Below are 25,677 nucleotides of genomic sequence, written 5' to 3' on the forward strand. Positions count from 1 at the left end.
GCTGTAAGAGCGGAACCAATACAAGCCATCACCCAAATAACGGATATGCCCCCTAACCCAACAACGCCCGAGCAAACTCATCAGACGCAATAAAGTCCATGGCCTTGCGCAACTCGCAAGCCGCCTCAGCCCCAAACACCTCATCAAACCGCACCGCCATCTGCCTGGACACCACCCGCGCCTCTTCGTATTTACGCTGCCCCGCGTCGGTCAACAGCACCCGCCGGCTGCGGCGGTCCAACTCATCCACCCGCAACACCACCAGCCCATCCCGCACCAGCGGCTTGAGCGTATGCCCCAGGGCTGACAAATCCATCACCAACGACTGCGCCAGGTCGCGCATCTTCGGAGCGTCCCCATTGGCGATGTGGTTCATCAGCGAATACTGGGTGGCCTTCAAACCAAACGGCGCAAACGCCTCGTCATAGATCTGCGCCATACGACGGGACGCGCGCCGCACGGCTCCGTTGGAACAGGTGCTCGGGCTATTCAGGACAGGCGGTGCGCATTTCACAGGCTGATCACTCGCTACAGATCAAGGGTTAACCGAACGTTAATCCGGCAAGATGAATATTGACACATGCTGCAACAAATTAGTTGCGTATGCCACTAAACGCTATATCGTGGCATATGCCTCTATTTTGACCGGATGTCAGTGCAGTTGGCCCGGAACACAGACGGGCGGGGCAGGAGGGAAGCGCTGTTCGGTACCTCCTTCAGTCATCAACTTCCTGTCTGGATCACATCTATGCTCAACCTCGTGCGCATCGCATTGCGGCGCCCCTATACCTTCCTGGTATTGGCTATTTTCATTCTGATTGTGGGCCCGCTCGCGGCCTGGCGTACACCGACCGACATCTTCCCCGAAATTCGCATCCCCGTGATTGCCGTGATCTGGCAGTACACCGGCTTGCCGCCGGACCAGATGGCCGGCCGCATCACCTCGCCGTTCGAGCGGGTGCTGACCACCACGGTCAACGACATCCGCCATATCGAGGCGCAATCGCTGAACGGCTACGGAATCGTCAAGGTGTTCTTCCAGCCGGGAGTCAACATCAGTACGGCCAACGCGCAGATGACTTCGGTGTCCCAGGCCATCCTGCGTCAACTGCCGCCGGGCACCACGCCGCCGCTGATCCTCAACTACAGCGCCTCGACAGTGCCGATCGTGCAGTTGGCGTTGTCCGGCAAAGGCCTCAGCGAACAGAAACTCGGTGACCTGGGCCTCAACACCGTGCGCCTGATGCTGACTACGGTGCCCGGTGCCGCACTGCCATACCCGTTCGGCGGCAAGACCCGCCAGGTGCAGATCGACCTCGACTCCGCACGCATGCAGGCCCGTGGTCTCTCGGCGCAGGACGTGGCCACTGCCCTGGCCACGCAGAACCTGATCACCCCGGTGGGCACGCAAAAGATCGGCAGCTACGAGTTCAACCTGCAACTGAACAACTCGCCGACGGACTTCCACGACCTGGAAAACCTGCCGATCAAGACCGCCGACGGCACCACGGTGTTGATTCGTGACGTGGCCACGGTGCGTGACGGCAACCCGCCGCAGACCAACATCGTGCACGTCAACGGCAACCGCTCCGTGCTGCTGCCGGTGCTCAAGACCGGTTCAGCGTCGACCCTCGGGGTGATCGCCGGGATCAAGGACAAACTGGCCGACAACAAAGGCGCCTTGCCGCCCAACCTGAATATCGACCTGATCGGCGACCAGTCGCTGTTCGTGCGCTCGGCCATCAGCGGCGTCGCCCGGGAAGGGATCATTGCCGCCGCGTTGACCAGCCTGATGATCCTGTTGTTCCTCGGTAGTTGGCGCTCCACGGTGATCATCGCCACGTCGATCCCGCTGGCCATCCTGTCGTCGATTGCCACGCTGTCGGCGCTCGGCGAAACCCTCAACATCATGACCCTCGGCGGCCTGGCATTGGCGGTGGGGATCCTGGTGGATGACGCTACGGTGACCATCGAAAACATCAACTGGCACCTGGAACAGGGCAAGCCGGTGGAGACGGCGATCCTCGACGGCGCGGCGCAGATCGTCACGCCGGCGTTCGTGTCGCTGCTGTGTATCTGCATCGTGTTTGTGCCGATGTTTTTCCTGGAAGGCGTGGCGCGCTTCCTGTTTGTGCCGATGGCCGAAGCGGTGATCTTCGCGATGATCGCCTCGTTCATCCTCTCGCGAACCCTGGTGCCGACCCTCGCCAATTACCTGCTCAAGCCTCACGAACATCATGCGGACGGTACGCCAGTGGTGGCGCCGTCGAGCAACCCGCTGGTGAAATTCCAGCGCGGGTTCGAGCGCCAGTTCGAGGCGTTTCGCGGGGTTTACCACGGGGCACTGGAGAGTGCCTTGCACCACCGCCGTATCGCGGTGATCGCGATGCTGGCGTTCGTCGCCGTGTCGTTTGCGCTGGTGCCATTCCTGGGTCGCAACTTCTTCCCCGACGTCGACTCCGGGCAGATCCTGTTGCATGTGCGTGCACCGATCGGCACGCGGGTCGAGAGCAATGCGCGGCTGGTCTCGCAGATCGAGAACACCATTCATAACGTGATCGAGCCCCGGGAGCTGGCGGCCATCGTCGACAATATCGGCCTGGCCATCAGCGGGATCAACGTGGCCTACAACAACACCGGCACCGTGGGTTCACAGGACAGCGACATCCAGATCAGCCTGAAAGAGGGCCATCGTCCCACCGCCGAATACATGCGCGAACTGCGGGAGCGGCTGCCCCGTGAATTCCCGAATGCGGTGTTCTCGTTCCCGGCTTCGGACATCGTCGGGCAGATTCTCAACTTCGGTTCTTCGGCGCCGGTGGATGTGCAAGTCAGCGGCAATAACCTGCCCGCCAACTTCACCTACGCCAGCACGTTGCTGCGGGAAATCCGGCGGGTGCCGGGTGTGGTGGATGCGCGTATCCAGCAGTCGCGGCAACTGCCCACGTTCAAGATCGATGTGGACCGTACCCAGGCCCAACTGGTGGGCCTGAACGAGCGCGATGTGACCAACAGCCTGGTGGTCAACCTGGCGGGTTCCAGCCAGGTGGCGCCGACGTTCTGGCTCAACCCGGCCAACGGCGTGTCTTATCCGATTGTGATGCAAACCCCGCAGTACGGCCTCGACACCCTGGCCGCCCTGCATAACCTGCCGTTGAGCGGCAGCCCCGGTTCGGCGCAAGACCAGACCCTCGGCGGCCTGGCGTCCATCGAACGCAGCCACGCGAACTCGGTGGTGACCCAGTCGGACATCCAGCCGGTGGTCGAGGTGTTGACCGCAATTCAGGGCCGCGACCTCGGTGCCGTTGCCGCCGACATCCAGAAGATCATCGCCGCCCACGCCAGCGAAGTGCCCACCGGCTCCAAGGTGCTGTTGCAGGGTCAGGTGCAAACCATGAACGCGGCCTTCAGTGGCTTGCTGTTTGGCCTGCTTGGCGCGGTGGTGCTGATCTACCTGCTGATCGTGGTCAACTTCCAGTCCTGGGCTGACCCGTTCGTGATCATCACCGCCTTGCCGGCGGCGCTCGCGGGCATCGTGTGGATGCTGTTCATCACCCACACGCCGCTGTCGGTACCGGCGCTGACCGGGGCGATCATGTGCATGGGCGTGGCCACCGCCAACGCCATCCTCGTGGTGAGCTTCTGCCGCGAACGCCTGGCCGTGCACGGGGATGCGGTGCAGGCGGCGCTTGAAGCCGGCTTTACCCGTCTGCGCCCGGTATTGATGACCGCGATTTCGATGATCATCGGCATGGCGCCGATGGCGCTGAGCCTGGGGGAGGGCGGCGAACAGAACGCCCCGCTGGGCCGCGCGGTCATCGGCGGGCTGGCCTTCGCCACCATTGCCACGTTGTTCCTGGTTCCGCTGATTTTCAGTCTTGTGCACGGGCGGCGTCAGCACGCCACGCTTGCGACCACCGCCACTCAAGGGGTTTGACATGTCTGCTTCCGTTTCCAATCCGGGTTCGCCCCGCCGTAAATCCCGTGGTCTGCTCTGGCTGGTGCTGGGGCTGGTGGTCCTGGTTGCCGTGGTGGTATTCGGCATCGGCGTGCGCGCCAGCGAATCCCATGACCTGAAAACCTGGACCGATGCCCAGGCGTTGCCCAGCGTGATCCTGATCACCCCGAGCGTGCAGCCCCAGGGTCCGATCCTGAACCTGCCGGGGCGTCTTGAGGCGTACTCCCGGGCGTCGATCTTTGCCCGGGTCAATGGCTACCTCAAGACCTGGAACGTCGACATCGGCGACCACGTGAAGGCCGGGCAACTGCTGGCCGAAATCGACACGCCGGAGCTCGATCAGCAACTGCTGCAAGCCAAGGCGGTGCTGGCTTCGGCCCAGGCCGACGAGTCGCTGGCACAGACCACCGCCAAGCGCTGGCAGGCAATGCTTTCGTCGGATTCGGTGTCGCGCCAGGACGTGGATGAGCGCACCGGCGACCTGACTGCCAAGCAGGCCAAAGTGGTCGCGGCCAGGGCCAACGTCGACCAGTTGGTTGCCACCAAGGGCTTCCAGCGTTTGACTGCGCCGTTCGCCGGCGTGGTCACTGCACGCTCCACCGATGTGGGGGCGTTGATCAGTGCCGGTGGTGCCACTGGCAAAGAGCTGTTCGCGGTCTCTGACGTCAGCCGCCTGCGGGTGTATGTGCAGGTGCCGCAGTCGTCGGCGCCGCAGATCCAGGTGGGCACCGTGGCGCGTCTGAGCGTGCCGGAGTATCGCGGTGAAACCTTCAACGCCAAGGTGATCGCCACTGCCGATGCGGTGAACGCCGCGTCCGGCAGCACCCTGGTGCAACTGTTGGTGGAGAACCCCGGCAGCCGCCTGTTGCCGGGCGGCTACACCAGCGTGCAGTTCACCTTGCCGGTGCAGACCGACGTGCTGCGCCTGCCTGCCAGCGCCCTGGTGTTCGATGACAAGGGCATGCGCGTGGCCACCCTCGACGCGAATAATCATGTGCACTTCAAGACCGTGACCATCGCCCGGGACTTCGGTGACAGCGTGGAAATCGGCAGCGGCCTGGTCGCCACCGACCGCGTGATCGACACTCCGCCCGACGGCCTGGCCGACGACGATTCGGTGCAACTGGCCGCCAATCCCGTGGAGGCCAAACCCCATGGCTAAGCGCACTTGCCTGGTATTGGTCGCGACCCTGGGCCTGGGCGCCTGCCATCTTGCGCCGCCGCTGGACGTGCCGGAGGTACCCATCGCCGCGCAGTTCCATACCCAGGGACCGTGGACCGTCGGCACGCCGAACGACCAAGCAAGTCGTGACGGTTGGTGGCACATCTACAAGGACCCGCAACTGGATGCGATGGAGCAGCAGTTGCTGCAAAGCAACCCGGACTTGAGCGCGGCACTGGCTCACTATTCCCAGGCCCAGGCGTTTTTGGCCCAGGCGCAATCCGGGCTGTTTCCAAAGCTGATCGGTTCCAGCAATGCCCAGCGCATTCGCCAGTCGGACACCCGGCCACTGCGCTCGGCCAGCCCGCCGAATGTTTACGATTCCGGGACAGTGGGGGTCGAACTGGACTATGAAGTCGACCTCTGGGGCCGTGTGCGCGACACCGTTGCCGCCGGCACCAGCGACGCCCAGGCCGCCAAGGCGGACCTGGCTTCGGTGCGTCTGAGCTTGCAGGCGCAATTGGCCGACAGCTACATCCGCCTGCGTGGCATCGACCGGCAAGACCAGTTGCTGCAGGAAACCAGCGATGCCTATGCCAAGGCTTTGAGCCTGACCGAAGGCTTGCACGGCGGCGGTATCGTCTCCGGGCTGGACGTGGCGCGGGCGCGTACCCAACTGTCGACGGTCAAGTCGCAGCTGAGCCAGAATTTGGTGCAGCGTGCAGTGCTTGAACACTCGATAGCGGCGATGCTGGGTGAGTCCGCATCGACCTACGCGATTGCCCCCAGCGTCGCGGATATCGCCTTGCCCGGCGTGCCCACCGGTGTACCGTCTACGCTGTTGCAGCGTCGGCCGGACATCGCTGCTGCCGAGCGCCGGATTGCCTCGGCCAATGCACGCATAGGGGTGGCGAAAGCCGCCTGGTTCCCGGCCCTTACCCTGAGTGCCCAGGGTGGTTTCCAGAGTGATGAGTTCGCGCACTTGTTGAGCGCGCCCAACATTTTCTGGGCCATCGGCCCGTCGCTGGTGGGGACGATTTTTGACGGCGGCGCGCGCCAGGCCGGGGTGGACAGTGCCAAGGCGGCAACCGATGAAGCCGCAGCCAAGTATCGTGGTGTAGTGTTGACCGCGTTCGAGCAGGTGGAGAACAACCTGTCGATCATCTCCGGGCTCGACACCGCCCTGGTTGACCAGCGCGATGCGGCGGCAGCCGCGCAGTACGCCGAGGACTTGTCCCTGGCACGCTATCGCCAGGGTGGCGCGGCGTACCTGGACGTGGTGACGGCGCAGGTAGCGTCGTTGCAGGCACAGCGCACGGTGCTGGATCTGCAGACTCAACAGTTAAGCGCCAACGTAGGGCTGATCAAGGCACTGGGTGGCGGTTGGAATATGGCCCAACTGGCCCAAAAGAACCTGTAGGAGCGAGCGTGCTCGCGAAGGTCGTCGACCACAACGCGGGCATCCTGAAAGAACACGGCGCCCTCGAGTTTTTCGCGAGCAAGCTCGCGCCTGCCGTTAGTTGTTGTGAACATTGAATCCAAGGAGTAGTGGCATGACTGATTACGTACCGCCAAAAGTCTGGACCTGGAAGACCCAAAACGGCGGCACCTTCGCCAGCATCAACCGGCCCATTGCCGGCGCGACCCACGACAAGGAATTGCCGGTAGGCCGTCATCCGTTGCAGCTGTATTCGTTGGCAACGCCCAATGGCCAGAAGGTCACGATCCTGCTGGAAGAACTGCTGGCCCTGGGTCACCAGGGGGCGGAATACGATGCGTGGTTGATCAGGATCGGTGACGGCGACCAGTTCGGCAGCGGTTTCGTCGGGGTCAATCCGAACTCGAAGATTCCCGCGCTGCTGGACCGCAGCGGGCCCAAGCCGATTCGGGTGTTCGAGTCGGGTGCGATCCTGCAGTACCTGGCCGAGAAGTTCGGCGCGTTCCTGCCCACCGAACCGGCGGCCCGTGCCGAATGCCTGTCGTGGTTGTTCTGGCAGATGGGTAGCGCGCCGTACCTGGGCGGTGGTTTCGGGCATTTCTATGCCTACGCGCCGACCAAGATCGAATATGCCATCGACCGCTTCGCCATGGAAACCAAGCGCCAACTGGACGTACTGGACAAGCAATTGGCCGAGCACGAATACATTGCCGGGGATGAGTACACCATCGCCGACATGGCGATCTGGCCGTGGTACGGCGGCCTGGTGAAAGGCCGCTTGTATGAGGCGGGAGAGTTTCTCTCGGTGCAGGATTACAAGCACGTCGTGCGCTGGGCCAATGCCATCGAAGCGCGGCCGGCGGTGCAGCGTGGGCGCCGGGTCAACCGCGTGTCGGGCGAGCCGTCAGAGCAACTGCGCGAGCGGCATGAGGCGTCGGACCTCGACTGACCCACCACACCCACCCTTGTGGCGAGGGAGCTTGCTCCCGCTGGGCTGCGAAGCAGCCCCAAAACCTGCACCCACGTTCTACCTGAAAGAACAAGGGCTGCTTATTGGGGCCGCTTCGCGGCCCAGCGGGAGCAAGCTCCCTCGCCACAGGTATCTGCGGTGCCTTCACGGCGTTCCCATTTGGCAATCACCAGCGGTGCCAGGGCATTGCCCAGCACGTTCAACGCGGTGGTTGGCATTTCCATCAGGCGATACACCCCGGCGATGAAGGCGATGCCCTCCAACGGCAAGCCCGCACTCGCCAGGGTCGCCGACAGAATCACGAACATGAACCCCGGCACCCCGGCCGCGCCCTTGGATGTCAGCACCATGGTCACCACCAGCAGGGCCTGGTCGCCAAGGCTCAGGTCGATGCCATACAGCTGCGCCACAAACAGCGTGCCGATCCCCAGGAACAGCGACGCACCGTCCAGGTTGAACGAATACCCCACCGGCACCACAAAGCTCACCAGTGAAGGCGGCACGCCGTAGGTTTCGAGTTTCTTCATCAGTTGCGGCATCACCGCCGCCGAACTGGCGGTGGAGAACGCCAGGATCAGTTCATCCTTGATATGCCGCATCAACGCAAACAGGTTGATCCCCCACAGCCGCGCCACCAGGTTGAGCACCACCAGCACGAAGAAAGCAATCGACACGTAGCTGACCAGGATCAGCTTGGCCAACGGCAACAGCGAGCTGAAACCGAAGTTGGCCACGGTCACTGCGATCATCCCGAACACGCCGATGGGCGAGTAGGCCATGATCATCGACGTGACCTTGAACATCGCCTCCGACACCCCGCGCAGCAGGGCAATCACCGGGTCCTTGCGCTCGGCCGGCAAGCGCGAAACCCCGAGGCCAAACATCACCGCGAAGAACAGCACCGACAGCAGGCTGCCCTGGGCCATGGCGTTGATGACGTTGTCCGGGATGATCCCGACAATGATCTGCCCCAGGCTGTGGCCGCCGCCGGCGCTGCTGGTGGGCAAGGTCACGGCACTCGCTTGCAGGCTGGCCAGTTCGGTACCGGCACCCGGCTTGAGCAGGTTGCCCATCACCAGCCCGACGATGATCGCCAGGGTGGTGATGCAGAAGAAATAGCCCAGGGACTTGGCCCCGATGCGTCCCAGGGATTTACCGTCACCGTGCCCGGCAATGCCCACCACCATGCAGGCAAACACGATGGGCACGACGATCATCTTCATCAGCTTGATAAAGATATCGCCCGCCGGTTGCAGCAGGTTGTCCACCAGCCACGGCCGGGATTCGGGAAAACGGTGCAGCAGGGCGCCGATGGCGATGCCGGCGAGCAAGCCGATCAGGATTTGCCAGACCAGCGCGATGCGGGGCTTGTGCATGGGAATGCCTCATTTATATCAATGATTATGAGTGTTGTTCTAGGCAGTCAATGAGCGGCCATCCCTGGCCGCCGGATGGGGCGGGAATCCGTCAGCGCAATCGATGGCACGCTTCATTCAGGCGACGGCAACCTTCTTCAATCACGTCAAGCGAGCTGGCGAAAGACAGGCGGATATACGGCGACATGCCGTACGCCGCGCCGCTTACGGTGGCCAGGCCGTGTTCCCGCAGCAGGTGCTCGGCCAGCTGGGTGTCACTGTCGATCCGCTCGCCGTGGGCGGTGGTCTTGCCCATCAGCCCGGCGACGTTGGCGAACACGTAGAACGCGCCATCCGGTGGCGTGAAGCTCACGCCGGGAATGTCTTCGAGCAGGCCCAGCATGCGTTCGCGGCGTTGCTGGTACACCTCGCGCATCCCGGCGATGGGCGCCTGGTCGCCAGCGAAGGCGGCAACTGCGGCAGCCTGGCTGAGGGAACTGGGGCAGGTGGTGGTTTGCGAAAGCAGCTTGGCAATGGCCGCGATCAGCCAGGCCGGGCCGGCACCGAAACCCAGGCGCCAGCCGGTCATGGCGTAGCCCTTGGAGGCGCCGTTGACGATCAGCGTGCGCGGCTTCAGGTCCGGTGCGAGTCGGGTCAGGGAAACGTGGCGGGCATCGTCGTAGACGAAGTGCTCGTAGATCTCGTCCGCCATGATCAGCACATGGGGATGGCGCCGCAGCACCGCGGCCAGGGCCAGCAGTTCGGCCTCGTTGTACACCGCGCCGCTGGGGTTGTTCGGGCTGTTGAGGATCACCCATTTGCTGCGCGGGGTGATCGCTTGTTCCAGGGCCTGAGGCGACAGCTTGAACCCCAGTGACTCGTCGCCGGGAATGATCACCGGCGTCGCGTCATTCAGCCGTGCGATGTCCGGGTACGACACCCAATACGGCGTGTGCACGATGACTTCGTCGCCGCGATTCAGGGTCGCCGCCAGGGCGTGATAAATGATGTGCTTGCCACCGCACCCGGCGATCACTTCGTCCAGCCCATAGTCCAGCTGGTTATCGCGCTTGAGCTTGAGGCAGATCGCCTGGCGCAGGGCGAGGGTGCCGCTGGTGGCGGTGTAGTGGGTGTCGCCACCGTGCATCGCGGCGCTGGCCGCCTCGAGGATATGCGCGGGTGTATCGAAGTCCGGCTCGCCCACGGTGAAGTTGACGATGTCCCGGCCCTGGGCGCGCAGTTCGCTGACCAGTGCGTTGGCGGCGATGCTCGGGGAGGGCGCGATGCCCAGCACCCGGTCGGACAGAAAGGCAGTGCTCATGATGACTCCCCTCAGCCTGCCAGGCCGGCCTGTTGCAACACCTTGTCGATCCAGCTCTGGCGCACCGCACCGCTGGCGATTTCGGCTTTGACTTGCTCTTCATGGGCCGCGTGTTGCGCGGCCTTGCGCAGCACTTCGGCGGCGTCGGCCTGGGAGAAGGCGACCAGGCCGTCTTCGTCACCCACCAGCACATCCCCCGGGTTGATCAGCATGCCGCCGATGGACACCGGCACATTCACCTCGCCCGGGCCGGTCTTGTAGGGGCCGCAATGCACCACGCTGCGGGCGTAGCAAGGGGTGTCCTCGAAGCTCGCGACATCGCGAATCGCCCCGTCAATCACAAACCCCACGCAGCCGCGTTGCTGGGCGTAGAGCTTGACCAGTTCGCCGATCACCGCGTTGTTGGTGTCGCCCTGGGCGTCCACCACCAGCACGTGGCCCGGCTCCAGCATGCTCAAGGCCTTGTAGATCAGCAGGTTGTCGCCGGGGCGGGTTTTCACCGTGAGCGCGGTGCCCACCAGCTTGCCGGTGCGGTTGTAGCGGTTCAGCCCACGGGCGCCGATGTGCCGGCCGAGGTTGTCGCTGATGTGCGGGGTGACCACGTGAGTGAAGGCTTCGAGCACTTCGGCAGAAGCCAGCGGCGGGTTGGGGAGGATGCGGGAACCGGGCAAGGACATGGCTGTAACTCCGATTGATCTTATGGGTCTGTGGCTAGATCTTAGGAGTGATGAACATACAGTTTTAGCGATATTTTATTATCTGATAGGATCGCTTTTTCTCATGGGAGATGGCCGATGATCACGTTCAAGCAAATCGACGCGTTGTACTGGATTGCCGAGCTGGGCAGTTTCGAGGCGGCGGCGAACAAGCTGAACATGTCGCAGTCGGCGATTTCCAAGCGCATCCAGGAGTTGGAAGAAACCTTCGATGTGGAGATTTTCGACCGCAGTAAACGCAATGCGCGGTTGACGGAAAAGGGCGCCGAGTTGCTCGACTACGCCAAGGACCTGCTGGAGCGTCGTGACTACATGCTGGAGCGGGTCAGCACCCGTGAAGTGCTGGTGCGCAGGTTTCGCCTGGGGGTGACGGAATTGACGGCTTTCACCTGGTTGCCGGCGCTGGTGGAGGCGTTGCGCGAGGCCTATCCCAAGGTGCAGATCGAACCGTCGGTGGAGTTGAGCAGTGAGCTGTTTCGCAAGCTGGAGAGTGATGAGCTGGACCTGGTGATCGTGCCTGATGCCTACAGTGATTCGCGCTTCCTGAGTACGCCGCTGGGCAGTGTGGAAAACGCCTGGATGTGCGCACCGGGGTTGGTCAGCGAGGCTGATCCGGTGGGGCTTGAGGCATTGGCCGGGTATACGGTGTTGACCCAGGGGTCGCACTCGGGGACGGGGCTGATTTATGAGCGCTGGTTGGCAGCGCATGCTGTGCAGATGCCGCGCAAGTTGACCAGTCATAACCTGTTGGTGCAGGTCGGGCTGGCGCTGTCGGGGGTGGGGGTGAGTTATTTGCCCAAGGGGTGTTTGTCGCATTTGATCGAGCGCGGGGAGCTGCGCGCGCTGGTGACGGAACCGGCGCTACCGAGGGTCGGGTATGTGGCGTTGCATCGCGGGGATCGGCAGTTTGGCTTGAACCAGAATGTGGCGCAGTTGGCGGTGCAGTGTTGTGATTTTTCGCGGTTGTTGTTTTAGTTTTTCGAAGCAGTGAGCGAGTCCTTAAAGACCTACCCGGTGTAATCCATCATGAAACGCCATTTCGAAGATTTGCAGCTGGGCAGCATCGAGCTGTTCTGCCTGGCCGCCGAGGCCAGCAGCTTTACCGCCGCCGCCCAGGTGGCAGGCGTGACCCCGGCGGCGGTGAGCCGCAGCATCTCGCGGTTGGAAGAGCGCCTGGGCTCCCGGCTGTTTGTGCGCACCACCCGCAGCATCCGCCTGACCGATGGCGGTCGGACATTTTTCGAGCAATGCCGCCAGGCGCTGACGCAACTGGTGGAAGCCCAGCAGGAAATGATGGGCGCGCAATCGGTGCCGTCCGGGCTGTTGCGCATCAGCATCCCGACCACCTACGGCCATCACCGGATCCTGCCGCTGCTGCCGAAATTCCGTGCGCTGTACCCGCAAGTCAGCGTGGATATCCACATCAGCAACCGCAACATCGATTTCGTCGCCGAAGGTTATGACCTGGCCATTCGCGTGCGGGCCCAGCCGGACTCGACGCTGATTGCGCGGTTGCTGGAAGACGCCAGGCTGGTGGTGGTCGCGACGCCGTCATACCTGAAGCGTGCCGGCACGCCCCAGGCCCTGGAGGATTTGCCGAACCATGAGTGCATCCAGTACGAATTGCCGAGCAACGGGCGGCGCATTTCCTGGCTGTTCCAGGTGGACGGCAAGGAGCGGGAGTTTGCCGGGGAAGCAGGCTACAGCTGCTCTGACGATGTGCTGGGTGGCGTAACCCTGGCCAAGCACGGCGCGGGGTTATTCCAGACCTACAAGTTCATCGTCGAGGAGGAGTTGGCCAACGGCAGCCTGGTAGAGGTCTTACAGCCTTACGGCGGGCGATCACGGCCGTTTACCTTGCTGTATCCCCATGGCCGCTATGTACCGCATCGGGTGCGGGCGTTTGTGGATTTTCTGCTGGAGCATCGCGCCGAATGGGCGGCGCTGTAGCGGCGGATACATCCCAGGTCAGCATCAGTTGGCCGATGGCAGTATCGATGGCATCAGTGTCGACGCCATCCCGGGCGAGGATCGACACGCCTTGCAGAAAACTGTCGTAGACCGTGGCCATGGCACGGGCGTTGGTCTCGGCCGGTAACTGGCCCGCCCGGATGCCGCGCTCGACACAATGCACGATGCCCGCCCGTGTGCGCTCTCGCGAATGGGTCAGCCCATGGGTGACTTGTGCGTTCTCGGGGGAGGGCGCGCTCATCACGCCCAGGGCTACCATGCAGCCTTTGGGATGCCCCTCTTCACACTGCATGCGTGCGGATTGCCGCAACGCCGTCTCGATGGCCTGGCGCGGTGGCAGGCTGTCATCCCAGAGGCATTCGGTGACCTGGGCGAACGTCGCCAGATAACGCTGCACGCACTCCTGGAACAGCGCGTCCTTGGAGCCGAACGCCGCGTAGAAACTCGGCGCGGAGATGCCGCCGCCCAATCCGGCTTTCAACTGGCTCAGGGACGTCGCGTCGTAACCGTGCTGCCAGAACAGGTGCATGGCCTGTTCCACGGCCTGGTCGCGGTCGAAGGTGCGGGGGCGGCCCATCTGTGCCATGTGGAAATCCTCTCGGGTGATGAGATAAATACTAGTCGATACATAAGTCGTTGACAACGCTGCGTGGGGCGCCCAACATTTATATCGATCGGTATTTAAGTCCTCTCGCTCAAGGAGTTTCCCTGTGACCCCCTCAACCATCTTATCGGCAGACGCCGTTCCCGACCGCTTGCCCGTCGGCGCCTTGCTCGCCCTGGCCATGACCGGTTTTATCTGCATCGTCACTGAAACCCTGCCGGCGGGCCTGTTGCCGCTGATCAGCGATGGGCTGGGAGTTTCAGCGTCCATGGCCGGGCAGATGGTCACCGCGTATGCGCTGGGCTCGGTGCTGGCGGTGATCCCGCTGACCATCGCGACTCGCGGCTGGCGTAGACGCAATGTGCTGCTGCTGACCATCGTCGGTTTTCTGCTGTTCAATTCGATCACCGCGCTGTCGTCCCACTACGGGCTGACGCTGCTGGCGCGATTCCTTGCGGGGATGGCAGCGGGGCTGGCCTGGAGTTTGTTGGCCGGCTATGCGCGGCGCATGGTTGAGCCACATCAGCAGGGCAAGGCGTTGGCGCTGGCCATGGTAGGAACGCCGATTGCCCTGTCACTTGGCGTACCGCTGGGCACCTGGCTGGGTGGGCTGGTGGGCTGGCGCACCACGTTCGGGATCATGTCGGCACTGACCCTGGTGCTGATTGTCTGGGTGCTGGTGAAAGTGCCGGATTATCCCGGCCAGTCGGCCCATCAGCGCATGCCGTTGCGCAAGGTGCTGACCACGCCGGGTGTGCGGCCAGTGCTGGCGGTGGTGATCTCATGGATGCTCGCCCATAACATTCTCTATACCTACATCGCGCCGTTCGTGGCTCCGGCGGGCTTGGTGGACCGTGTGGATCTGGTGTTGTTGGTGTTTGGTATAGCGGCGCTGCTCGGGATTTGGGTGACTGCCCGGTTGGTGGATGTGGCGTTGCGCAAGACGGTGCTGGTCAGCCTGGCGGGCTTTGCGGCGACGTGTTTGGCGTTTGGTTTTCTGGCGCAGGTGCCGGGCGTTATTTACCTCGGCGTGGCGGTGTGGGGCTTGAGTTTTGGCGGCGCTGCGACGTTGCTGCAAACCGCACTGGCGGATGCGGCAGGCGATGGAGCGGACGTGGCACTGTCGCTGAACGTGGTGGCATGGAACAGCGCGATCGCCGGAAGCGGCGTGGTGGGTGGCGTGTTGCTGGATACCTGGGGCGTGGCGTCTTTCCCATGGGCAATGTTGGTGTTGCTGGCGGTGGGCTTCGCGATTGTGTGGTGTGCACGATTCCATGGCTTCAAGCCGGGGCACCGGGCCCACGGTAAACCTGTGGTCGGCGGGCACTGATATTTCCAAAGTCTTTGGAAAAACCGCTTCTAACATCAGACAAATCTTAAAATAACCTGCTGCTCGGCCGATATCCCGGGGCATAGGCTTTATCACCCCCGGGAGTATCGGCATGCGCATCAAGAGAATGTCTGCAATCCATGTTGGCCTGTTGTTCAGCCTGTCCGGTGCCTGCATGGCCGCGAGCCCGGTGGGGCAGGGAGTCATCTCGTTTCACGGCAGCATCGTCGAAGCGCCTTGCACACCGCTCGCCGTGGCCAACGGGATGAAACTCAACAATTGCCCTACGTCCGCACGCGGCAGCGCCATCAGCGTGCGCAGTGTGCAACCGGTGGGCTCGGTCACGGCCCTCGACCACAGCGCCGTGAACGTGAAGCTGGTCGCCGACAGTGGCCGGGGAGACCGCTATTACCAGCAGCAATATGCGTTGGTGGATGGCCAAGGGAGGCCTGTGACGTCGGGGCAGTATCTGATTACATTAACGTCACCTTGAGAGATGGCAGTGGATCAACCCGATGAACCTGACTGGACACAACCTCGCGCTCCTGACTTCCCTCAGCGTCTTGCTTGAGGAGAGGAACGTCACGCGGGCGGCGGCGAAGCTCAACCTGACGCAGTCGGCGTTATCCGCGCAGTTGTCGCGGTTGCGTGACCTGTTCGACGACCCTTTATTGATGCCTGCTCAGTCCGGAAAAGGCATGGTGCTGACAGCACGTGCCGAACATTTGCGTCAGCCGTTGCGCCAGGCGTTGCAGGTACTGGGGACGGTGGTCGGTGACCTTCCATGCTTTGATCCTGCCAAGTCGGACCGGACCTTTGTGATTGGCGCGAACGATAACGCCGCTGCGATCGTCGCGCCCCGGCTGGTGCAGCTTGTGCAGGCTGCGAGTCCTGGGGGCATCCGGGTTTCGATACGTGCGATCGACCAGGTGTTGCTTGGCGATCAGTTGGAAAGCGGCGAGATTGACGTCGCGCTGGTATCACACAGCCGTATCGGGAACCTGTCGCACGAGTTGCTGCTGCAGGAAGAATTCAAGATGGCCCAGCGCGCCGATCACCCTCGCGGATCCGCGCCACCAACGCTGGAGGAATACCTGGGCCTGGAGCATGTGGTGGTGTCGGGTGCCGTGAACAGCTTTCACGGTTTTATTGATGATGTGCTCGCGCAGAAGGGGCGTGCGCGCCGTGTCGCGGTGTCGGTGCCTTACTACAGCATCGTTCCATTGCTGCTGCAGAACAGCGACTGTGTAAGTGTGCTTCCGTCCCGTTTCCTGAGCCGTTATGAGCGCTCGCTGGCGGCCCTTGCTCTGCCCCTCGAGGTGCGCGACTTCAGTTTGTTCTCTGCCTGGCATCCACGGTTCGACAAGGACCTGGCACATCTCTGGTTGCGCGAACAACTCAAGCTCTGCGTGCTTTCCTGACGACATCAGGCCCTGGCAGGTATCTACGCCACACATACCTGGCATGCGGAGTTTCGATTTCAACTATAAAAAACGCTTGAATAGGATGCCGCCGATTCCAACTGGAGAGCTGCACCATGACCAAGCTGACATTTACCCGCGTGTTGAATTACACGGCCCTTGCTGCTGCCCTGGCACTGGGAGCCATCGCGGCACCGGCGGTGGCAGTTGCCGCCGCGCCCCAAGTCAAAACCCAGGCCCCTGGTTACTATCGCACGATGCTTGGAGATTTCGAGGTCACCGCGCTGAGTGACGGCACCATCGATGCACCGTTCGACAAATTGCTGAATGAGCCGGCTGCCAAGACCACTACCGCACTGCGCAAGGCGTTCCTCGGGGTGCCCACCGAGACCTCGACGAACGCGTATCTCGTCAATACCGGCACTCGGCTCATCCTGATCGATACCGGCGCTGGTGCGCTCTTCGGGCCGACCCTGGGCAAGCTCGCGGCCAACCTGCAGGCAGCCGGCTACAAGCCGGAGCAGGTCGATGACATCCTTCTCACGCACATGCACCCGGACCACGTGGGTGGGCTGGTTGCCGAAGGGGTGATGGTGTTTCCGAACGCCACGGTACACGCCGACAAGCGTGACGCCGATTACTGGCTCTCGCCGGCGAGGCTGGAGCCTGCCTCGGCCGACGCCAACAGCTTCGTACCCGAGTTCGCGAAGGGTGCAATGGCTTCCTTGAACCCGTATATCGCGCTTGGAAAGTTCCAGCCTTTCCAGGGCAGCGGGGAGATCCTGCCGGGGTTCAAGGCGCTGTCCAGCTATGGCCATACCCTGGGGCACACCAGCTACCTGGTTGAGAGCAAAGGCCAGAAGATGATTGTCGCCGGTGATCTGATCCACGCCGGTGCCGTGCAGTTTGCCGACCCGTCGGTGACTATCGAGTTTGATACGGACAAGAAAGCCGCCACCACTGCCCGCGAGACCGTGTTCAGCCTGGCTGCGAAAGAGGGCGCGCTGGTCGGCGCGGCGCACCTCTCGTTTCCCGGCCTGGGGCATTTGCGTGGTCAGGGCGCCGCGTGGCAATGGGTGCCGCTGAATTACTCAACCGAACTGAAGTGACTCGCGATTAGTACGCTTCACGGGGAATCATGGAAATAAACTCCGACCTGAAGATACCTTCCATGACCTGCATGAAATCCGAGGCGAGCTTGGAGCGCTGCTGGTGACCCGGAAATACCATCGAAACCTCGAAGGGTATGTCCTGGTCCAGCGGTCTGAACGTAAGGCCCGGGTATTTCGAGTAGGAGGCGGTGAATGGATCACACACGGTGATGCCGAGCCCCCCGGACACCATTCCGCAGGCGGAGTGCGCGGCGGTGGTTTCAACGCTGGAGACGCCTGCAACACCCCGAGCCTCCATGGCTGATGTGATGCGTCGCTGCAAAGGATTGTTGGCGTTCAGGGTAATCAGGCGTCGCCCGTGCAAATCCTCCAGGGTCACCACGTCTTTGGTGGCCAACATATCGTTGGCCGGCATCACGCACACCGCGCTGATGGGTGGCAGGTTGATCACCTGGATCCCGGGATATTCCCCTGAAGGAATCTGCACAAAACCAATATCGATCTGGTTGGCAGACGTCAGTTCCAGGATGCCCACCGAGTTGCGCACATCCAACGAGGTTCTGACCTCGGGGTGCTTTCGCGCGAATCGGCATACCCCCTCAGCCACCACACTGAGCCCCAGCGTGCTCATTGAACTGATCCTCAATGTGCCGGTGCGCAGCGTCACAAGGTCCTCTGCAACCCGCTCGATGCGTTCTATGCCTTGATAAAACTTGTCCACCTCCGCGTACAACACCTGTGCTTCCGCCCCGGGAATGAGGCGATTGCCTTCACGGCGAAACAGTCGAAGGGAAAGGACAATTTCGAGGTCGCGGATGAGCCGGCTGATGGCCGGTTGACTGACCTGAAGTGCCTCGGCGGCGATAGTCATGCTTCCGGTGAGCATGACCGCCCTGAAAGCTTCCAATTGGCGAGGATTGAGTTTCATTGTGGCTCTCGATCGAATGTTGGAGGGCGCATTTTTGCGAGCGTATAACATTTTGTTATGTGCGTCCAACCTGTTACCGGTTTGCTATAAGCATGTAACGGCGCGATGATTTAGTTGCGTGGTTTTACCAAAGAAAAGCAGTTCCCGTTATTAATATCGGGTGCCGCTTAAGTAAAAATAAAAAAGAGGATAGCGCGTGCTGAATTATACCGTCCGCAGGTTGTTACTTCTGCTTCCGATGCTGCTGGGAGTCTCCATTGTGGTCTTCCTGGTCATGCACTTTATTCCGGGAGATCCTGCGCAGCTGGCAGCAGGTCCGGATGCAACAGCGGAAGATGTTGCGCAAATAAGGCAAAACTACGGATTGGATAAGCCGCTAATCAATCAATACCTTATTTATGTCAGGAAAGTTGTCGTGGGTGATTTTGGCGAGTCATTCCAGACATTCACGCCCGTGCTCGAAGGTATAGCCAGAACTCTTCCCGCCACGATTGAACTGACCGCTGCCGGAATGTTGCTTGCCGTCATCATTGGCGTTCCCCTCGGTATTGCGGCCGCTTTGAAGCCCAGAGGCTTCCTTGATAGTTCGCTGACCACCGTTGCAGTTCTGGGCATATCAATGCCTGGCTTCTTTCTGGGACTGATATTGATGCTGATCTTTTCAGCCAACCTCGGATGGTTGCCGCCGACCGGCAGAGGCGGGCTGCAACACCTGATATTACCGGCCTTGACACTTGGTTTGCCGTATGTTGCAACTTTTTCACGGCTGGCCCGATCCACCATGATGGATGTGCTGAGGGAAGATTATATTCGTACTGCCTATGCGAAAGGTGTACCGAGTTACAAGGTAGTACTCAAGCATGCACTTTCCAATGCGGCCATTCCATTGGTGACAGTATTCGGTATGGACTTCGGCCGGTTACTGGGTGGCGCGGTTATTGTCGAGACAGTATTTGCCTGGCCGGGAATGGGGCGGCTCTTGATTGATGCAATCATGGCTCGGGATATTTATGTCGTCCAAGGCACAGTTCTTGTGTTTGCCGCGGTGGTGGTAATTATCAACTTAATGGTGGATTTGGTTTATGGCGTCCTCGACCCTCGCGTCACTTACAACTGAGGCCGATATGAAACTTCCGAAAAAATATCGGTTGGGCTTTGTCAGTTTCCTTATTTCCAATAAGCGCTGGTTCGCGTTTGCTTCATTGATCGTGATCCTGGTGATGGTTGCTGCGGCGATAGCTGCCCCTTTGTTGTTTGATTGGGATTCGGTCACCAAGATCAACTTATCAACGTCCCTTGTCGAGCCCGGTGCAAGTTCCTGGCTCGGCACGGACCAATTGGGCCGTGACTTGTTGGGTCGAGTCGTGTGGGGGGCACGAATTACGCTCACCGTCGCAGTTTCAAGTGTCAGCATTGCGATGGTCATTGGCATCGCTTTAGGTGCGGCGTGTGGCTATTACAACGGCGCCATCGCCGGGGTGGTGATGCGGGTCATGGACTCGATGATTGCATTTCCCCGGACACTGGTTGCCATTCTGGTCATCACGGTGGCGGGCAACAGCATAGTAAGCCTGACACTGGCCATCGCCATTTCAACGATCCCGATTTACGTGCGTTTCTTTGCCGGGCCGGTCATGGCATTGAGAAACCGCGAGTTTGTATTGGCCTCCAAGTCGATTGGCGTCAGCGATCTGCGGCTGCTGCTGATACATATCCTGCCGAATATCGGTTCGCTGGTCATTATCCAGGCCACCGTCTCGCTGGCTGAAGCAATCCTCATTGGTTCCGGGCTCAGCTTTCTGGGGCTTGGCCCGCCGCCGCCCACCCCGGAGTGGGGCTCGATGATTGCCGAGTCGCGGCCGTTATTGACCACCCATCCCTACGTATTGATTGCGCCCGGATTTGCACTGGTTTTGACCATATTGAGTTTCAACATTGTGGGGGATGCGTTGCGAGACTATATCGACCCGAAATCACGTAACGCATAAATGAGTTCGGCGCGGTTAAACACGCCCTGTGTGTCCACCAGAATTATCAAGCGAGAAAGATTATGCGGCGTCTGAATTGCCTGGAAGTATTGATATGGAGTTTCGCTGTTGTCGGCATCCTTGGACTGTCGGCGGGCCTATCGTTTGTTGCCAACGCCAAAGACCTGAAGAAGCTGACATTCGTTCAAGGCGCTGATATCGATACCCTGGACCCAGCGATTTCGCGCAGTGTGCCTTCCTATAACGTGATTAATCACCTGTTTAATCGGTTGGTCGCATGGGACGGTCACGGGCATAACACGTTTGTAGCTGATTTGGCGCAGTCATGGTCAAGGTCCGAGGATGGACGGCAATGGATTTTTATCCTGAAACCGGGAATTACCTTTCATGACGGCACGGCGTTTGATGCTGCAGCGGTGAAGTTTAACCTGGACCGAATCATGAACCCCAAGCTCGGTTCTCCGCACCGGTCCTACTATGCGGATATAGCTTCGGTGGATGCGCTAGCGCCGAATGAGTTACGCATCACCACAAAAAATCCGTCACCCACAATGTTGGAGTTACTGGCAAAAGAATCTTCGTCAATCAGCAGTCCGGCCGCTGTCGTTAAATATGGACGGGCTTATGGGCACCATCCCGTCGGTACCGGGCCCTACGTATTTGATAGTTGGATACCCAACGACCAGGCCGTTATTCATAAGAACAACGCTTTTTATGGAACAACGGCAAAACCGGAAACCATCGTGTTCCGTCCGGTCAGGGAAGATTCTTCCCGAGTCATAGAGCTGCGAACGAACAATGCGGATATCGCGGCAAATTTATCGCCCGAGGCGGCTATTGAATTAAAGGAACTGAATAAATCCACCTTGCTGCGGGTACCCAGCACATTCCAGGTGTTCTTTGAAATGAACCTGACCAAACCGCCCTTTGATGACCCGCGCATACGGAGGGCGGTGAGTATGGCGATTGATCGCCAGGCATTGGTCGACAAAGTGTTGTTGGGATATGGAAAAGTACCCACTGGCCCATTTCCGGAGGGTACGCAAGCCCGACGTGAATTCCCTCCGGTGAAGTACGACCCTGATGCGGCAAGAAAAATAATTAACGAGGTATATCCAGGCGGTTATCCAGGCACCGTAGTTATATGGACCCCGGCGGGACGCTATACCAAAGATCGCCAGGTCTCGGAAGTTGTCCAAGGCTATCTTAACGCCGTGGGGCTGAAGACCGAGTTTAAGGTATGGGAATGGGCAACGTATCAAAAGAACTTGTATCGCCCCGAGCCGGGCAAGGGCACGGGCAAAGGTAGCAATGACGCAAACATGTGGTTACTGGGAACGGGCATATCTGACGCGGATATTCGTTTGCGTCGAAAGTTGTCCAGCGGCGACCCGCAGAATCTCACGGGTTACAGCAACCCTCAGGTAGACAAATTACTTCAGTTGGCCTCGCGTGAACTGGATGAAAAAACACGCATGTCCTATTACGGCCAGATTCAGCAGATTCTATGGGAACAAGACCCGGACAATCTGCCGCTGTTTGACCAGGAGCAAATAATTGGTGTGCGTAAAGCGTTGAATGGCCTGGATGTCGATTATGAAGGGACCATCGATTTGACGAATGTAGAACTTATTGAGCGGTGATTTAAATGTCGAATTTACATGCCAACGAAACACTGTTAACCGACGCTCGCCTGAGTGCTCCTCCCGCTGAACGCATGGTCAAGTACCATGATATTCCGGCACTTGAGACCGAGAAACGTCAGTTTCACGAGTTTGTCGAAGTGGACCTGGCGCACACCGTGATGCTGGTTGAACAGCAGATTCTTTCTGTGTCGGTCGGGCAAGCCATCCTCGCGGAGCTGCGGTTGATTCGGGACATGGTTCCCGCCGACTTCCCGTTTGATGTAAAGAAAGGCAGCTTCCTGCTTCAGGTTGAATCGTACCTTTTCTCCCGGATCGGCGAAGACTCGGCCGGGCAGATGCACACCGGCCGCAGCCGGATAGACCAAGGGGCAACGGTACGCCGCCTGTACGACCGCAAGCGCATCCTGGCGGTGCTGGACCGTATCAATGAGTTCCAGGTGGCGTTGATTCAGAAGGCCTCCACGCATTCGGGCACCATCATGCCCGGCTACACCCATATGCAGCATGCCCAGCCCTGGGTGTTCGGCCACTACCTTTTGAGTTTTACGTCGAGGCTGCACGACAGCTTCAGCCGCTTGATGCACGCTTACACCCGGGTCAATCGCAACCCCCTTGGTGCCGTCGGCCTGGCCGGCACGTCCTGGCCGCTGGACCGTGGGCGCACCACGCACCTGTTGGGGTTCGACAGCCTGGTAGAAAACTCCAAGCTGGGCCGCGAAGCATGGTACGCAGCAGAGACGATTGGCGCATTGTCCTTTGTCATGGCCGACCTGAACGACCTGGCAACCGACCTGCATATCTGGTCGAGCGTCGAATTTGGAACGGTGGAAAGCCACGACGGCTATTGCGGCACCAGCAGTATTTTCCCGCAGAAGAAAAACCCCAGCGGCTTGGAAACCATCAAGAAAGCTGCAGGTGGATCGGTGACCTGGCTCAGCACGGCCCTGGCCACTTTCCGGTCCGAAGGCACCGGCGACCAGGCGATGCGCGACCTGCCGTTGATCCATGATGCGCTGGCCACCACCGAAGGCATGTTGGACCTGTTTACCGGCATCATTGAAACCCTGGTGGTGCATGAGGACCGGATGACAGCCCTGCTCTCCGGGAGTTGGTGCACCGCCAGCAACCTCGCCGATGTGATCGTTCGGGACCGGGGCATCTCTTTCCGCCAGGTCCACCACATCGTGGCCCGCCTGGTGCGTAACTGCCTGTACGAGGGCGTGGCTCCTGCCGGGGTGACCGGCGCCGCACTGGATCAAGCCAGCGTGGAAACTGTCGGCTCAACCCTGGGCTACTCGGATGCCCAGGTCCGCGATGCTTTGAACCCGCGCCGTTTTGTCGAGACCCGCACTTCCGCGGGCGGCGTCGGCCCGGACGAGGTCCGGCGATTATTGTCGATCGCCCAGAACGAACTGGAGCAGGACCGTGAGTGGGTTGCGCAGAGCCGGCGCAAGGTCGATCAATCCCGTGCCGACCTTGACGCGGCCATCTCGGCGATCGTCGATTAAAGGAGCGCCCCATGAACGAGAATTTGGTAGCCCGGGTGAAAAACCTGAGTGTCGGCTTCGGCACCAGAGGGCGCGAGACGCCGGTGGTGCGCGATGTGTCCTTCGAGGTGATGCGCGGTCAGACGCTGGCGATCGTGGGTGAGTCCGGCTCCGGCAAATCCGTCACCTCAATGGCGATGATGGGCCTGATCAAGCGCGCCGGCGGACGGGTGCTTTCGGGCTCGATGGAGCTGCAAACCAGGAATAACCAGATTGTCGACCTGGTGGCGGCGCCCGAGTCTGTCATGCGCACACTGCGGGGCTCGTCCATGTCGATGATCTTTCAGGAGCCCATGACTTCGCTGAATCCGGTCTTCAAGATCAGCGCGCAACTCATCGAAGGCATCTTGCTGCATCAGCGGTGCAGCCGTGCGCAAGCCGAAGCCCAGGCATTACGCATGCTGGACCTGGTGCGTATTCCGGATGCGAAGCAGGTCATGAACCGGTTTCCCCATGAGCTTTCCGGCGGCATGCGCCAACGGATCATGATTGCGATGTCGCTGGTCTGCGAGCCCACACTGCTGATCGCCGACGAGCCGACCACAGCGTTGGATGTGACGGTGCAGGCGCAGATCCTGCGGATTATCAAGGAGCTGCAAGATAGCCTGGCCATGGGTGTGATCTTTATCACCCACGATATGGGCGTGGTGGCGGAAGTCGCAGACCATGTGATGGTGATGAAGAAAGGCGAGACCGTTGAGCAAGGTCCGGCAAGGGCAGTGCTGCAGGAGCCCAAGCAGCCCTACACCCGGGCATTGCTGGCGGCTGTTCCAAAAATCGGCTCAATGCGTGGCACTCAACTTCCCGCAAAATTTGCCTTGATCGATGATGACGTCGCAGCGGGTGCAGAACCTGCGCCTGGCGTGGCCCCGGACTACCAGAGTCCGCCGGTGCTCAGAGTCGAGTCGTTGTCCATTCGGTACGACCTCAAAGGTGGTCTCCTCGGGAAGGTCCGGCGCCGTGTGCATGCCGTCGAAGGCATCGACTTTGATATCTACTCAGGTGAAACGCTGGCCCTGGTGGGCGAGTCCGGGTGCGGGAAATCCACCAGCGCTCGTGCGATTGCCGGGCTGATGCCGATACAGGGCGGGAATATCGTTTTCGGTGGCAAGAACCTTACGACGTTGAACAAGAGCGATATGAACTCGCTGCGCCGCGATATCCAGATGGTCTTCCAGGATCCCTATGCATCCCTGAACCCGCGTCTCACGATCGAGAACAGCCTGCTGGAGCCGCTGCATGTTCATGGCATTGCACATGGCGCGCAAGCACGAAAGCAGGTGCGAATATTGCTGGAGAAGGTGGGGCTGTCGGCGGAGCATGCACAACGCTATCCGCACGAGTTCTCGGGTGGGCAGCGACAGCGGATCTGCATCGCGCGGGCGCTGACTCTGTCTCCGAAGCTGATCATCGCCGATGAAGCCGTCTCGGCGCTGGACGTGTCCATTCAAGCCCAGGTGATTAATCTCCTGCAGGACCTGCAGCGCGAGATGGGCATTTCATTCCTGTTTATTTCCCATGACCTGGCGGTGGTCGAGCGGGTCAGCCACCGGGTCGGGGTGATGTACCACGGACGCATCGTTGAGATCGGGCCACGCCAGTCAGTGTTCGAGCAGCCTCAGCACCCTTACACCCAAAGGTTGCTGAGCGCGGTGCCCTCGGCGGACCTGAACGTGCCCAGAAAGCCGTTCAGCCTGATGGAGGAGAGCGTGCCCAGCAGGATTTACGAGGTGGGCTACAAGGCTCCGCCGATCAGTTACCGCGAGGTCGCCGCGGGCCACTTCGTTGCAATTTGAGCGCCGGGTATCACAGGTCGACACACCGCCCTGTGCGGGCGGGTTCAACTGCCCTTAACGAGCATGTACTTGCTGAAATTGTTGATGTGATCATCAAGATTATCCTCAAGCATCATCCGGTACTGATCACAGAAATACTTCAGCATCGCCTCACGCGCCTGGGCCATTTCTTCGCCGGATTTAAAGCTGCGTGCGCTGACCCAGGCATTGAAGCGTGTGGTGCCGAACATCATCGAGGCGCTGACTTTGCCCAGGTCGGCGAACGCCCTGAACTGCTCGTTGGACAGCTCGATGTGCGCGTCCGCGCGATCATAGAAGCCGTTGTCGGTGGTGTCTGGCATTGCGGTTACCTTCCTGTTCGTGAGTGCGGCGAAGGTACCGCCGCGCTCCACAGGAAGGCAACCACATCGGCCG

Annotated in this window: 22 protein-coding genes; 15 read left to right on the forward strand and 7 right to left on the reverse strand. The window is 60.7% G+C overall.

Features of this window, described 5'->3' with window-relative positions:
- Nucleotides 1–52 precede the first annotated feature (52 nt).
- The gene (locus HX801_RS28030) at nucleotides 53–439 is read right to left on the reverse strand and encodes a MarR family winged helix-turn-helix transcriptional regulator (RefSeq protein WP_003207888.1); all 387 of its coding nucleotides are present in this window, start codon (nucleotides 437–439) and stop codon (nucleotides 53–55) included.
- Between the two features lie 309 nt (nucleotides 440–748).
- Between HX801_RS28030 and HX801_RS28035 the strand changes: the two genes are divergently transcribed.
- The 4 genes from HX801_RS28035 to yghU all read left to right on the forward strand — a co-directional run bounded on the left by HX801_RS28035 (nucleotide 749) and on the right by yghU (nucleotide 7,507).
- Nucleotides 749–3,937: an efflux RND transporter permease subunit gene (locus HX801_RS28035; protein WP_008433261.1), complete on the forward strand. Its 3,189-nt coding sequence runs from the start codon at nucleotides 749–751 to the stop codon at nucleotides 3,935–3,937.
- Between the two features lies 1 nt (nucleotide 3,938).
- Nucleotides 3,939–5,120: an efflux RND transporter periplasmic adaptor subunit gene (locus HX801_RS28040; RefSeq protein WP_003207891.1), complete on the forward strand. Its 1,182-nt coding sequence runs from the start codon at nucleotides 3,939–3,941 to the stop codon at nucleotides 5,118–5,120.
- Nucleotides 5,113–6,540, forward strand: a complete 1,428-nt coding sequence (locus HX801_RS28045; protein ID WP_003207893.1) for an efflux transporter outer membrane subunit — start codon at nucleotides 5,113–5,115, stop codon at nucleotides 6,538–6,540. Before HX801_RS28040 ends, HX801_RS28045 begins: the two co-directional genes overlap by 8 nt.
- Before the next feature lie 133 nt (nucleotides 6,541–6,673).
- Complete coding sequence (gene yghU / locus HX801_RS28050; RefSeq protein WP_177023139.1) at nucleotides 6,674–7,507, forward strand: glutathione-dependent disulfide-bond oxidoreductase; 834 nt, start codon at nucleotides 6,674–6,676, stop codon at nucleotides 7,505–7,507.
- A gap of 101 nt (nucleotides 7,508–7,608) precedes the next feature.
- Here the strand turns inward: yghU and HX801_RS28055 are convergent, their stop codons facing one another.
- From HX801_RS28055 to HX801_RS28065, 3 genes are all read right to left on the reverse strand, one after another.
- Nucleotides 7,609–8,904, reverse strand: coding sequence for a cation:dicarboxylate symporter family transporter (locus HX801_RS28055; RefSeq protein ID WP_177023140.1), 1,296 nt, complete (start codon nucleotides 8,902–8,904; stop codon nucleotides 7,609–7,611).
- A 91-nt stretch (nucleotides 8,905–8,995) separates the two neighbouring features.
- Nucleotides 8,996–10,204: a pyridoxal phosphate-dependent aminotransferase gene (locus HX801_RS28060; RefSeq protein ID WP_003207899.1), complete on the reverse strand. Its 1,209-nt coding sequence runs from the start codon at nucleotides 10,202–10,204 to the stop codon at nucleotides 8,996–8,998.
- Nucleotides 10,205–10,215: 11 nt separating this feature from the next.
- Complete coding sequence (locus HX801_RS28065) at nucleotides 10,216–10,881, reverse strand: RraA family protein (RefSeq protein ID WP_134326042.1); 666 nt, start codon at nucleotides 10,879–10,881, stop codon at nucleotides 10,216–10,218.
- A 117-nt stretch (nucleotides 10,882–10,998) separates the two neighbouring features.
- Here HX801_RS28065 and HX801_RS28070 point away from each other — a divergent pair, with 117 nt between their 5' ends.
- Together HX801_RS28070 and HX801_RS28075 are read left to right on the forward strand one after the other, a co-directional pair.
- Complete coding sequence (locus HX801_RS28070; protein ID WP_008433274.1) at nucleotides 10,999–11,895, forward strand: LysR family transcriptional regulator; 897 nt, start codon at nucleotides 10,999–11,001, stop codon at nucleotides 11,893–11,895.
- Nucleotides 11,896–11,946: 51 nt separating this feature from the next.
- Nucleotides 11,947–12,870, forward strand: coding sequence for a LysR family transcriptional regulator (locus HX801_RS28075; RefSeq protein WP_008433275.1), 924 nt, complete (start codon nucleotides 11,947–11,949; stop codon nucleotides 12,868–12,870).
- Here HX801_RS28075 and HX801_RS28080 read toward each other — a convergent pair.
- Complete coding sequence (locus HX801_RS28080; protein ID WP_177023141.1) at nucleotides 12,773–13,477, reverse strand: TetR/AcrR family transcriptional regulator; 705 nt, start codon at nucleotides 13,475–13,477, stop codon at nucleotides 12,773–12,775. The two genes, HX801_RS28075 and HX801_RS28080, sit on opposite strands and share 98 nt — an antisense overlap.
- 124 nt (nucleotides 13,478–13,601) lie before the next feature.
- Here HX801_RS28080 and HX801_RS28085 point away from each other — a divergent pair, with 124 nt between their 5' ends.
- From HX801_RS28085 to HX801_RS28100, 4 genes are all read left to right on the forward strand, one after another.
- A complete protein-coding gene (locus tag HX801_RS28085) occupies nucleotides 13,602–14,825 on the forward strand; it encodes an MFS transporter (protein ID WP_177023142.1) in 1,224 nt (407 codons plus the stop codon).
- 112 nt (nucleotides 14,826–14,937) lie between these two features.
- Nucleotides 14,938–15,318 (forward strand): type 1 fimbrial protein, encoded by a 381-nt coding sequence (locus HX801_RS28090; protein ID WP_177023143.1) that lies wholly within the window; start codon nucleotides 14,938–14,940, stop codon nucleotides 15,316–15,318.
- Between the two features lie 22 nt (nucleotides 15,319–15,340).
- Nucleotides 15,341–16,246 carry a LysR family transcriptional regulator gene (locus HX801_RS28095; protein ID WP_177023144.1) on the forward strand — a complete coding sequence of 302 codons (906 nt, stop codon included), beginning with the start codon at nucleotides 15,341–15,343 and terminating at the stop codon, nucleotides 16,244–16,246.
- Between the two features lie 116 nt (nucleotides 16,247–16,362).
- A complete protein-coding gene (locus tag HX801_RS28100; RefSeq protein WP_003207912.1) occupies nucleotides 16,363–17,355 on the forward strand; it encodes an MBL fold metallo-hydrolase in 993 nt (330 codons plus the stop codon).
- A 7-nt stretch (nucleotides 17,356–17,362) separates the two neighbouring features.
- Here the strand turns inward: HX801_RS28100 and HX801_RS28105 are convergent, their stop codons facing one another.
- Complete coding sequence (locus HX801_RS28105; RefSeq protein ID WP_087692926.1) at nucleotides 17,363–18,286, reverse strand: LysR substrate-binding domain-containing protein; 924 nt, start codon at nucleotides 18,284–18,286, stop codon at nucleotides 17,363–17,365.
- 196 nt (nucleotides 18,287–18,482) lie between these two features.
- Between HX801_RS28105 and HX801_RS28110 the strand changes: the two genes are divergently transcribed.
- The 5 genes from HX801_RS28110 (at nucleotide 18,483) to HX801_RS28130 (ending at nucleotide 25,263) form a co-directional block, all read left to right on the forward strand.
- Nucleotides 18,483–19,403 carry an ABC transporter permease gene (locus HX801_RS28110; protein WP_003207915.1) on the forward strand — a complete coding sequence of 307 codons (921 nt, stop codon included), beginning with the start codon at nucleotides 18,483–18,485 and terminating at the stop codon, nucleotides 19,401–19,403.
- Between the two features lie 7 nt (nucleotides 19,404–19,410).
- Nucleotides 19,411–20,274, forward strand: a complete 864-nt coding sequence (locus HX801_RS28115) for an ABC transporter permease (RefSeq protein WP_008433279.1) — start codon at nucleotides 19,411–19,413, stop codon at nucleotides 20,272–20,274.
- Between the two features lie 62 nt (nucleotides 20,275–20,336).
- Complete coding sequence (locus tag HX801_RS28120; protein ID WP_177023145.1) at nucleotides 20,337–21,917, forward strand: ABC transporter substrate-binding protein; 1,581 nt, start codon at nucleotides 20,337–20,339, stop codon at nucleotides 21,915–21,917.
- A 5-nt stretch (nucleotides 21,918–21,922) separates the two neighbouring features.
- Entirely contained in the window at nucleotides 21,923–23,428 is a 1,506-nt protein-coding gene (gene argH, locus HX801_RS28125) for an argininosuccinate lyase (RefSeq protein ID WP_023659030.1), read from the forward strand.
- A gap of 11 nt (nucleotides 23,429–23,439) precedes the next feature.
- Entirely contained in the window at nucleotides 23,440–25,263 is a 1,824-nt protein-coding gene (locus HX801_RS28130) for an ABC transporter ATP-binding protein (protein ID WP_003207919.1), read from the forward strand.
- Nucleotides 25,264–25,307: 44 nt separating this feature from the next.
- Here the strand turns inward: HX801_RS28130 and HX801_RS28135 are convergent, their stop codons facing one another.
- The gene (locus tag HX801_RS28135) at nucleotides 25,308–25,604 is read right to left on the reverse strand and encodes a DUF3144 domain-containing protein (protein WP_003207921.1); all 297 of its coding nucleotides are present in this window, start codon (nucleotides 25,602–25,604) and stop codon (nucleotides 25,308–25,310) included.
- Between the last annotated feature and the right edge of the window lie 73 nt (nucleotides 25,605–25,677).

Source organism: Pseudomonas sp. G1002, from assembly GCF_013385455.1.
Taxonomy (GTDB): Bacteria; Pseudomonadota; Gammaproteobacteria; order Pseudomonadales; family Pseudomonadaceae; genus Aquipseudomonas.

Excerpts from the sequence above, each read along its gene's own strand:
- HX801_RS28030 (WP_003207888.1), bottom strand. The coding sequence starts at position 439 with ATGGCGCAGATCTATGACGAGGCGTTTGCGCCGTTTGGTTTGAAGGCC.
- HX801_RS28035 (WP_008433261.1), top strand. The coding sequence starts at position 749 with ATGCTCAACCTCGTGCGCATCGCATTGCGGCGCCCCTATACCTTCCTG.
- HX801_RS28040 (WP_003207891.1), top strand. The coding sequence starts at position 3,939 with ATGTCTGCTTCCGTTTCCAATCCGGGTTCGCCCCGCCGTAAATCCCGT.
- HX801_RS28045 (WP_003207893.1), top strand. The coding sequence starts at position 5,113 with ATGGCTAAGCGCACTTGCCTGGTATTGGTCGCGACCCTGGGCCTGGGC.
- yghU (WP_177023139.1), top strand. The coding sequence starts at position 6,674 with ATGACTGATTACGTACCGCCAAAAGTCTGGACCTGGAAGACCCAAAAC.
- HX801_RS28055 (WP_177023140.1), bottom strand. The coding sequence starts at position 8,904 with ATGCACAAGCCCCGCATCGCGCTGGTCTGGCAAATCCTGATCGGCTTG.
- HX801_RS28060 (WP_003207899.1), bottom strand. The coding sequence starts at position 10,204 with ATGAGCACTGCCTTTCTGTCCGACCGGGTGCTGGGCATCGCGCCCTCC.
- HX801_RS28065 (WP_134326042.1), bottom strand. The coding sequence starts at position 10,881 with ATGTCCTTGCCCGGTTCCCGCATCCTCCCCAACCCGCCGCTGGCTTCT.
- HX801_RS28070 (WP_008433274.1), top strand. The coding sequence starts at position 10,999 with ATGATCACGTTCAAGCAAATCGACGCGTTGTACTGGATTGCCGAGCTG.
- HX801_RS28075 (WP_008433275.1), top strand. The coding sequence starts at position 11,947 with ATGAAACGCCATTTCGAAGATTTGCAGCTGGGCAGCATCGAGCTGTTC.
- HX801_RS28080 (WP_177023141.1), bottom strand. The coding sequence starts at position 13,477 with ATGGCACAGATGGGCCGCCCCCGCACCTTCGACCGCGACCAGGCCGTG.
- HX801_RS28090 (WP_177023143.1), top strand. The coding sequence starts at position 14,938 with ATGCGCATCAAGAGAATGTCTGCAATCCATGTTGGCCTGTTGTTCAGC.
- HX801_RS28095 (WP_177023144.1), top strand. The coding sequence starts at position 15,341 with ATGAACCTGACTGGACACAACCTCGCGCTCCTGACTTCCCTCAGCGTC.
- HX801_RS28100 (WP_003207912.1), top strand. The coding sequence starts at position 16,363 with ATGACCAAGCTGACATTTACCCGCGTGTTGAATTACACGGCCCTTGCT.
- HX801_RS28105 (WP_087692926.1), bottom strand. The coding sequence starts at position 18,286 with ATGAAACTCAATCCTCGCCAATTGGAAGCTTTCAGGGCGGTCATGCTC.
- HX801_RS28115 (WP_008433279.1), top strand. The coding sequence starts at position 19,411 with ATGAAACTTCCGAAAAAATATCGGTTGGGCTTTGTCAGTTTCCTTATT.
- HX801_RS28120 (WP_177023145.1), top strand. The coding sequence starts at position 20,337 with ATGCGGCGTCTGAATTGCCTGGAAGTATTGATATGGAGTTTCGCTGTT.
- argH (WP_023659030.1), top strand. The coding sequence starts at position 21,923 with ATGTCGAATTTACATGCCAACGAAACACTGTTAACCGACGCTCGCCTG.
- HX801_RS28130 (WP_003207919.1), top strand. The coding sequence starts at position 23,440 with ATGAACGAGAATTTGGTAGCCCGGGTGAAAAACCTGAGTGTCGGCTTC.
- HX801_RS28135 (WP_003207921.1), bottom strand. The coding sequence starts at position 25,604 with ATGCCAGACACCACCGACAACGGCTTCTATGATCGCGCGGACGCGCAC.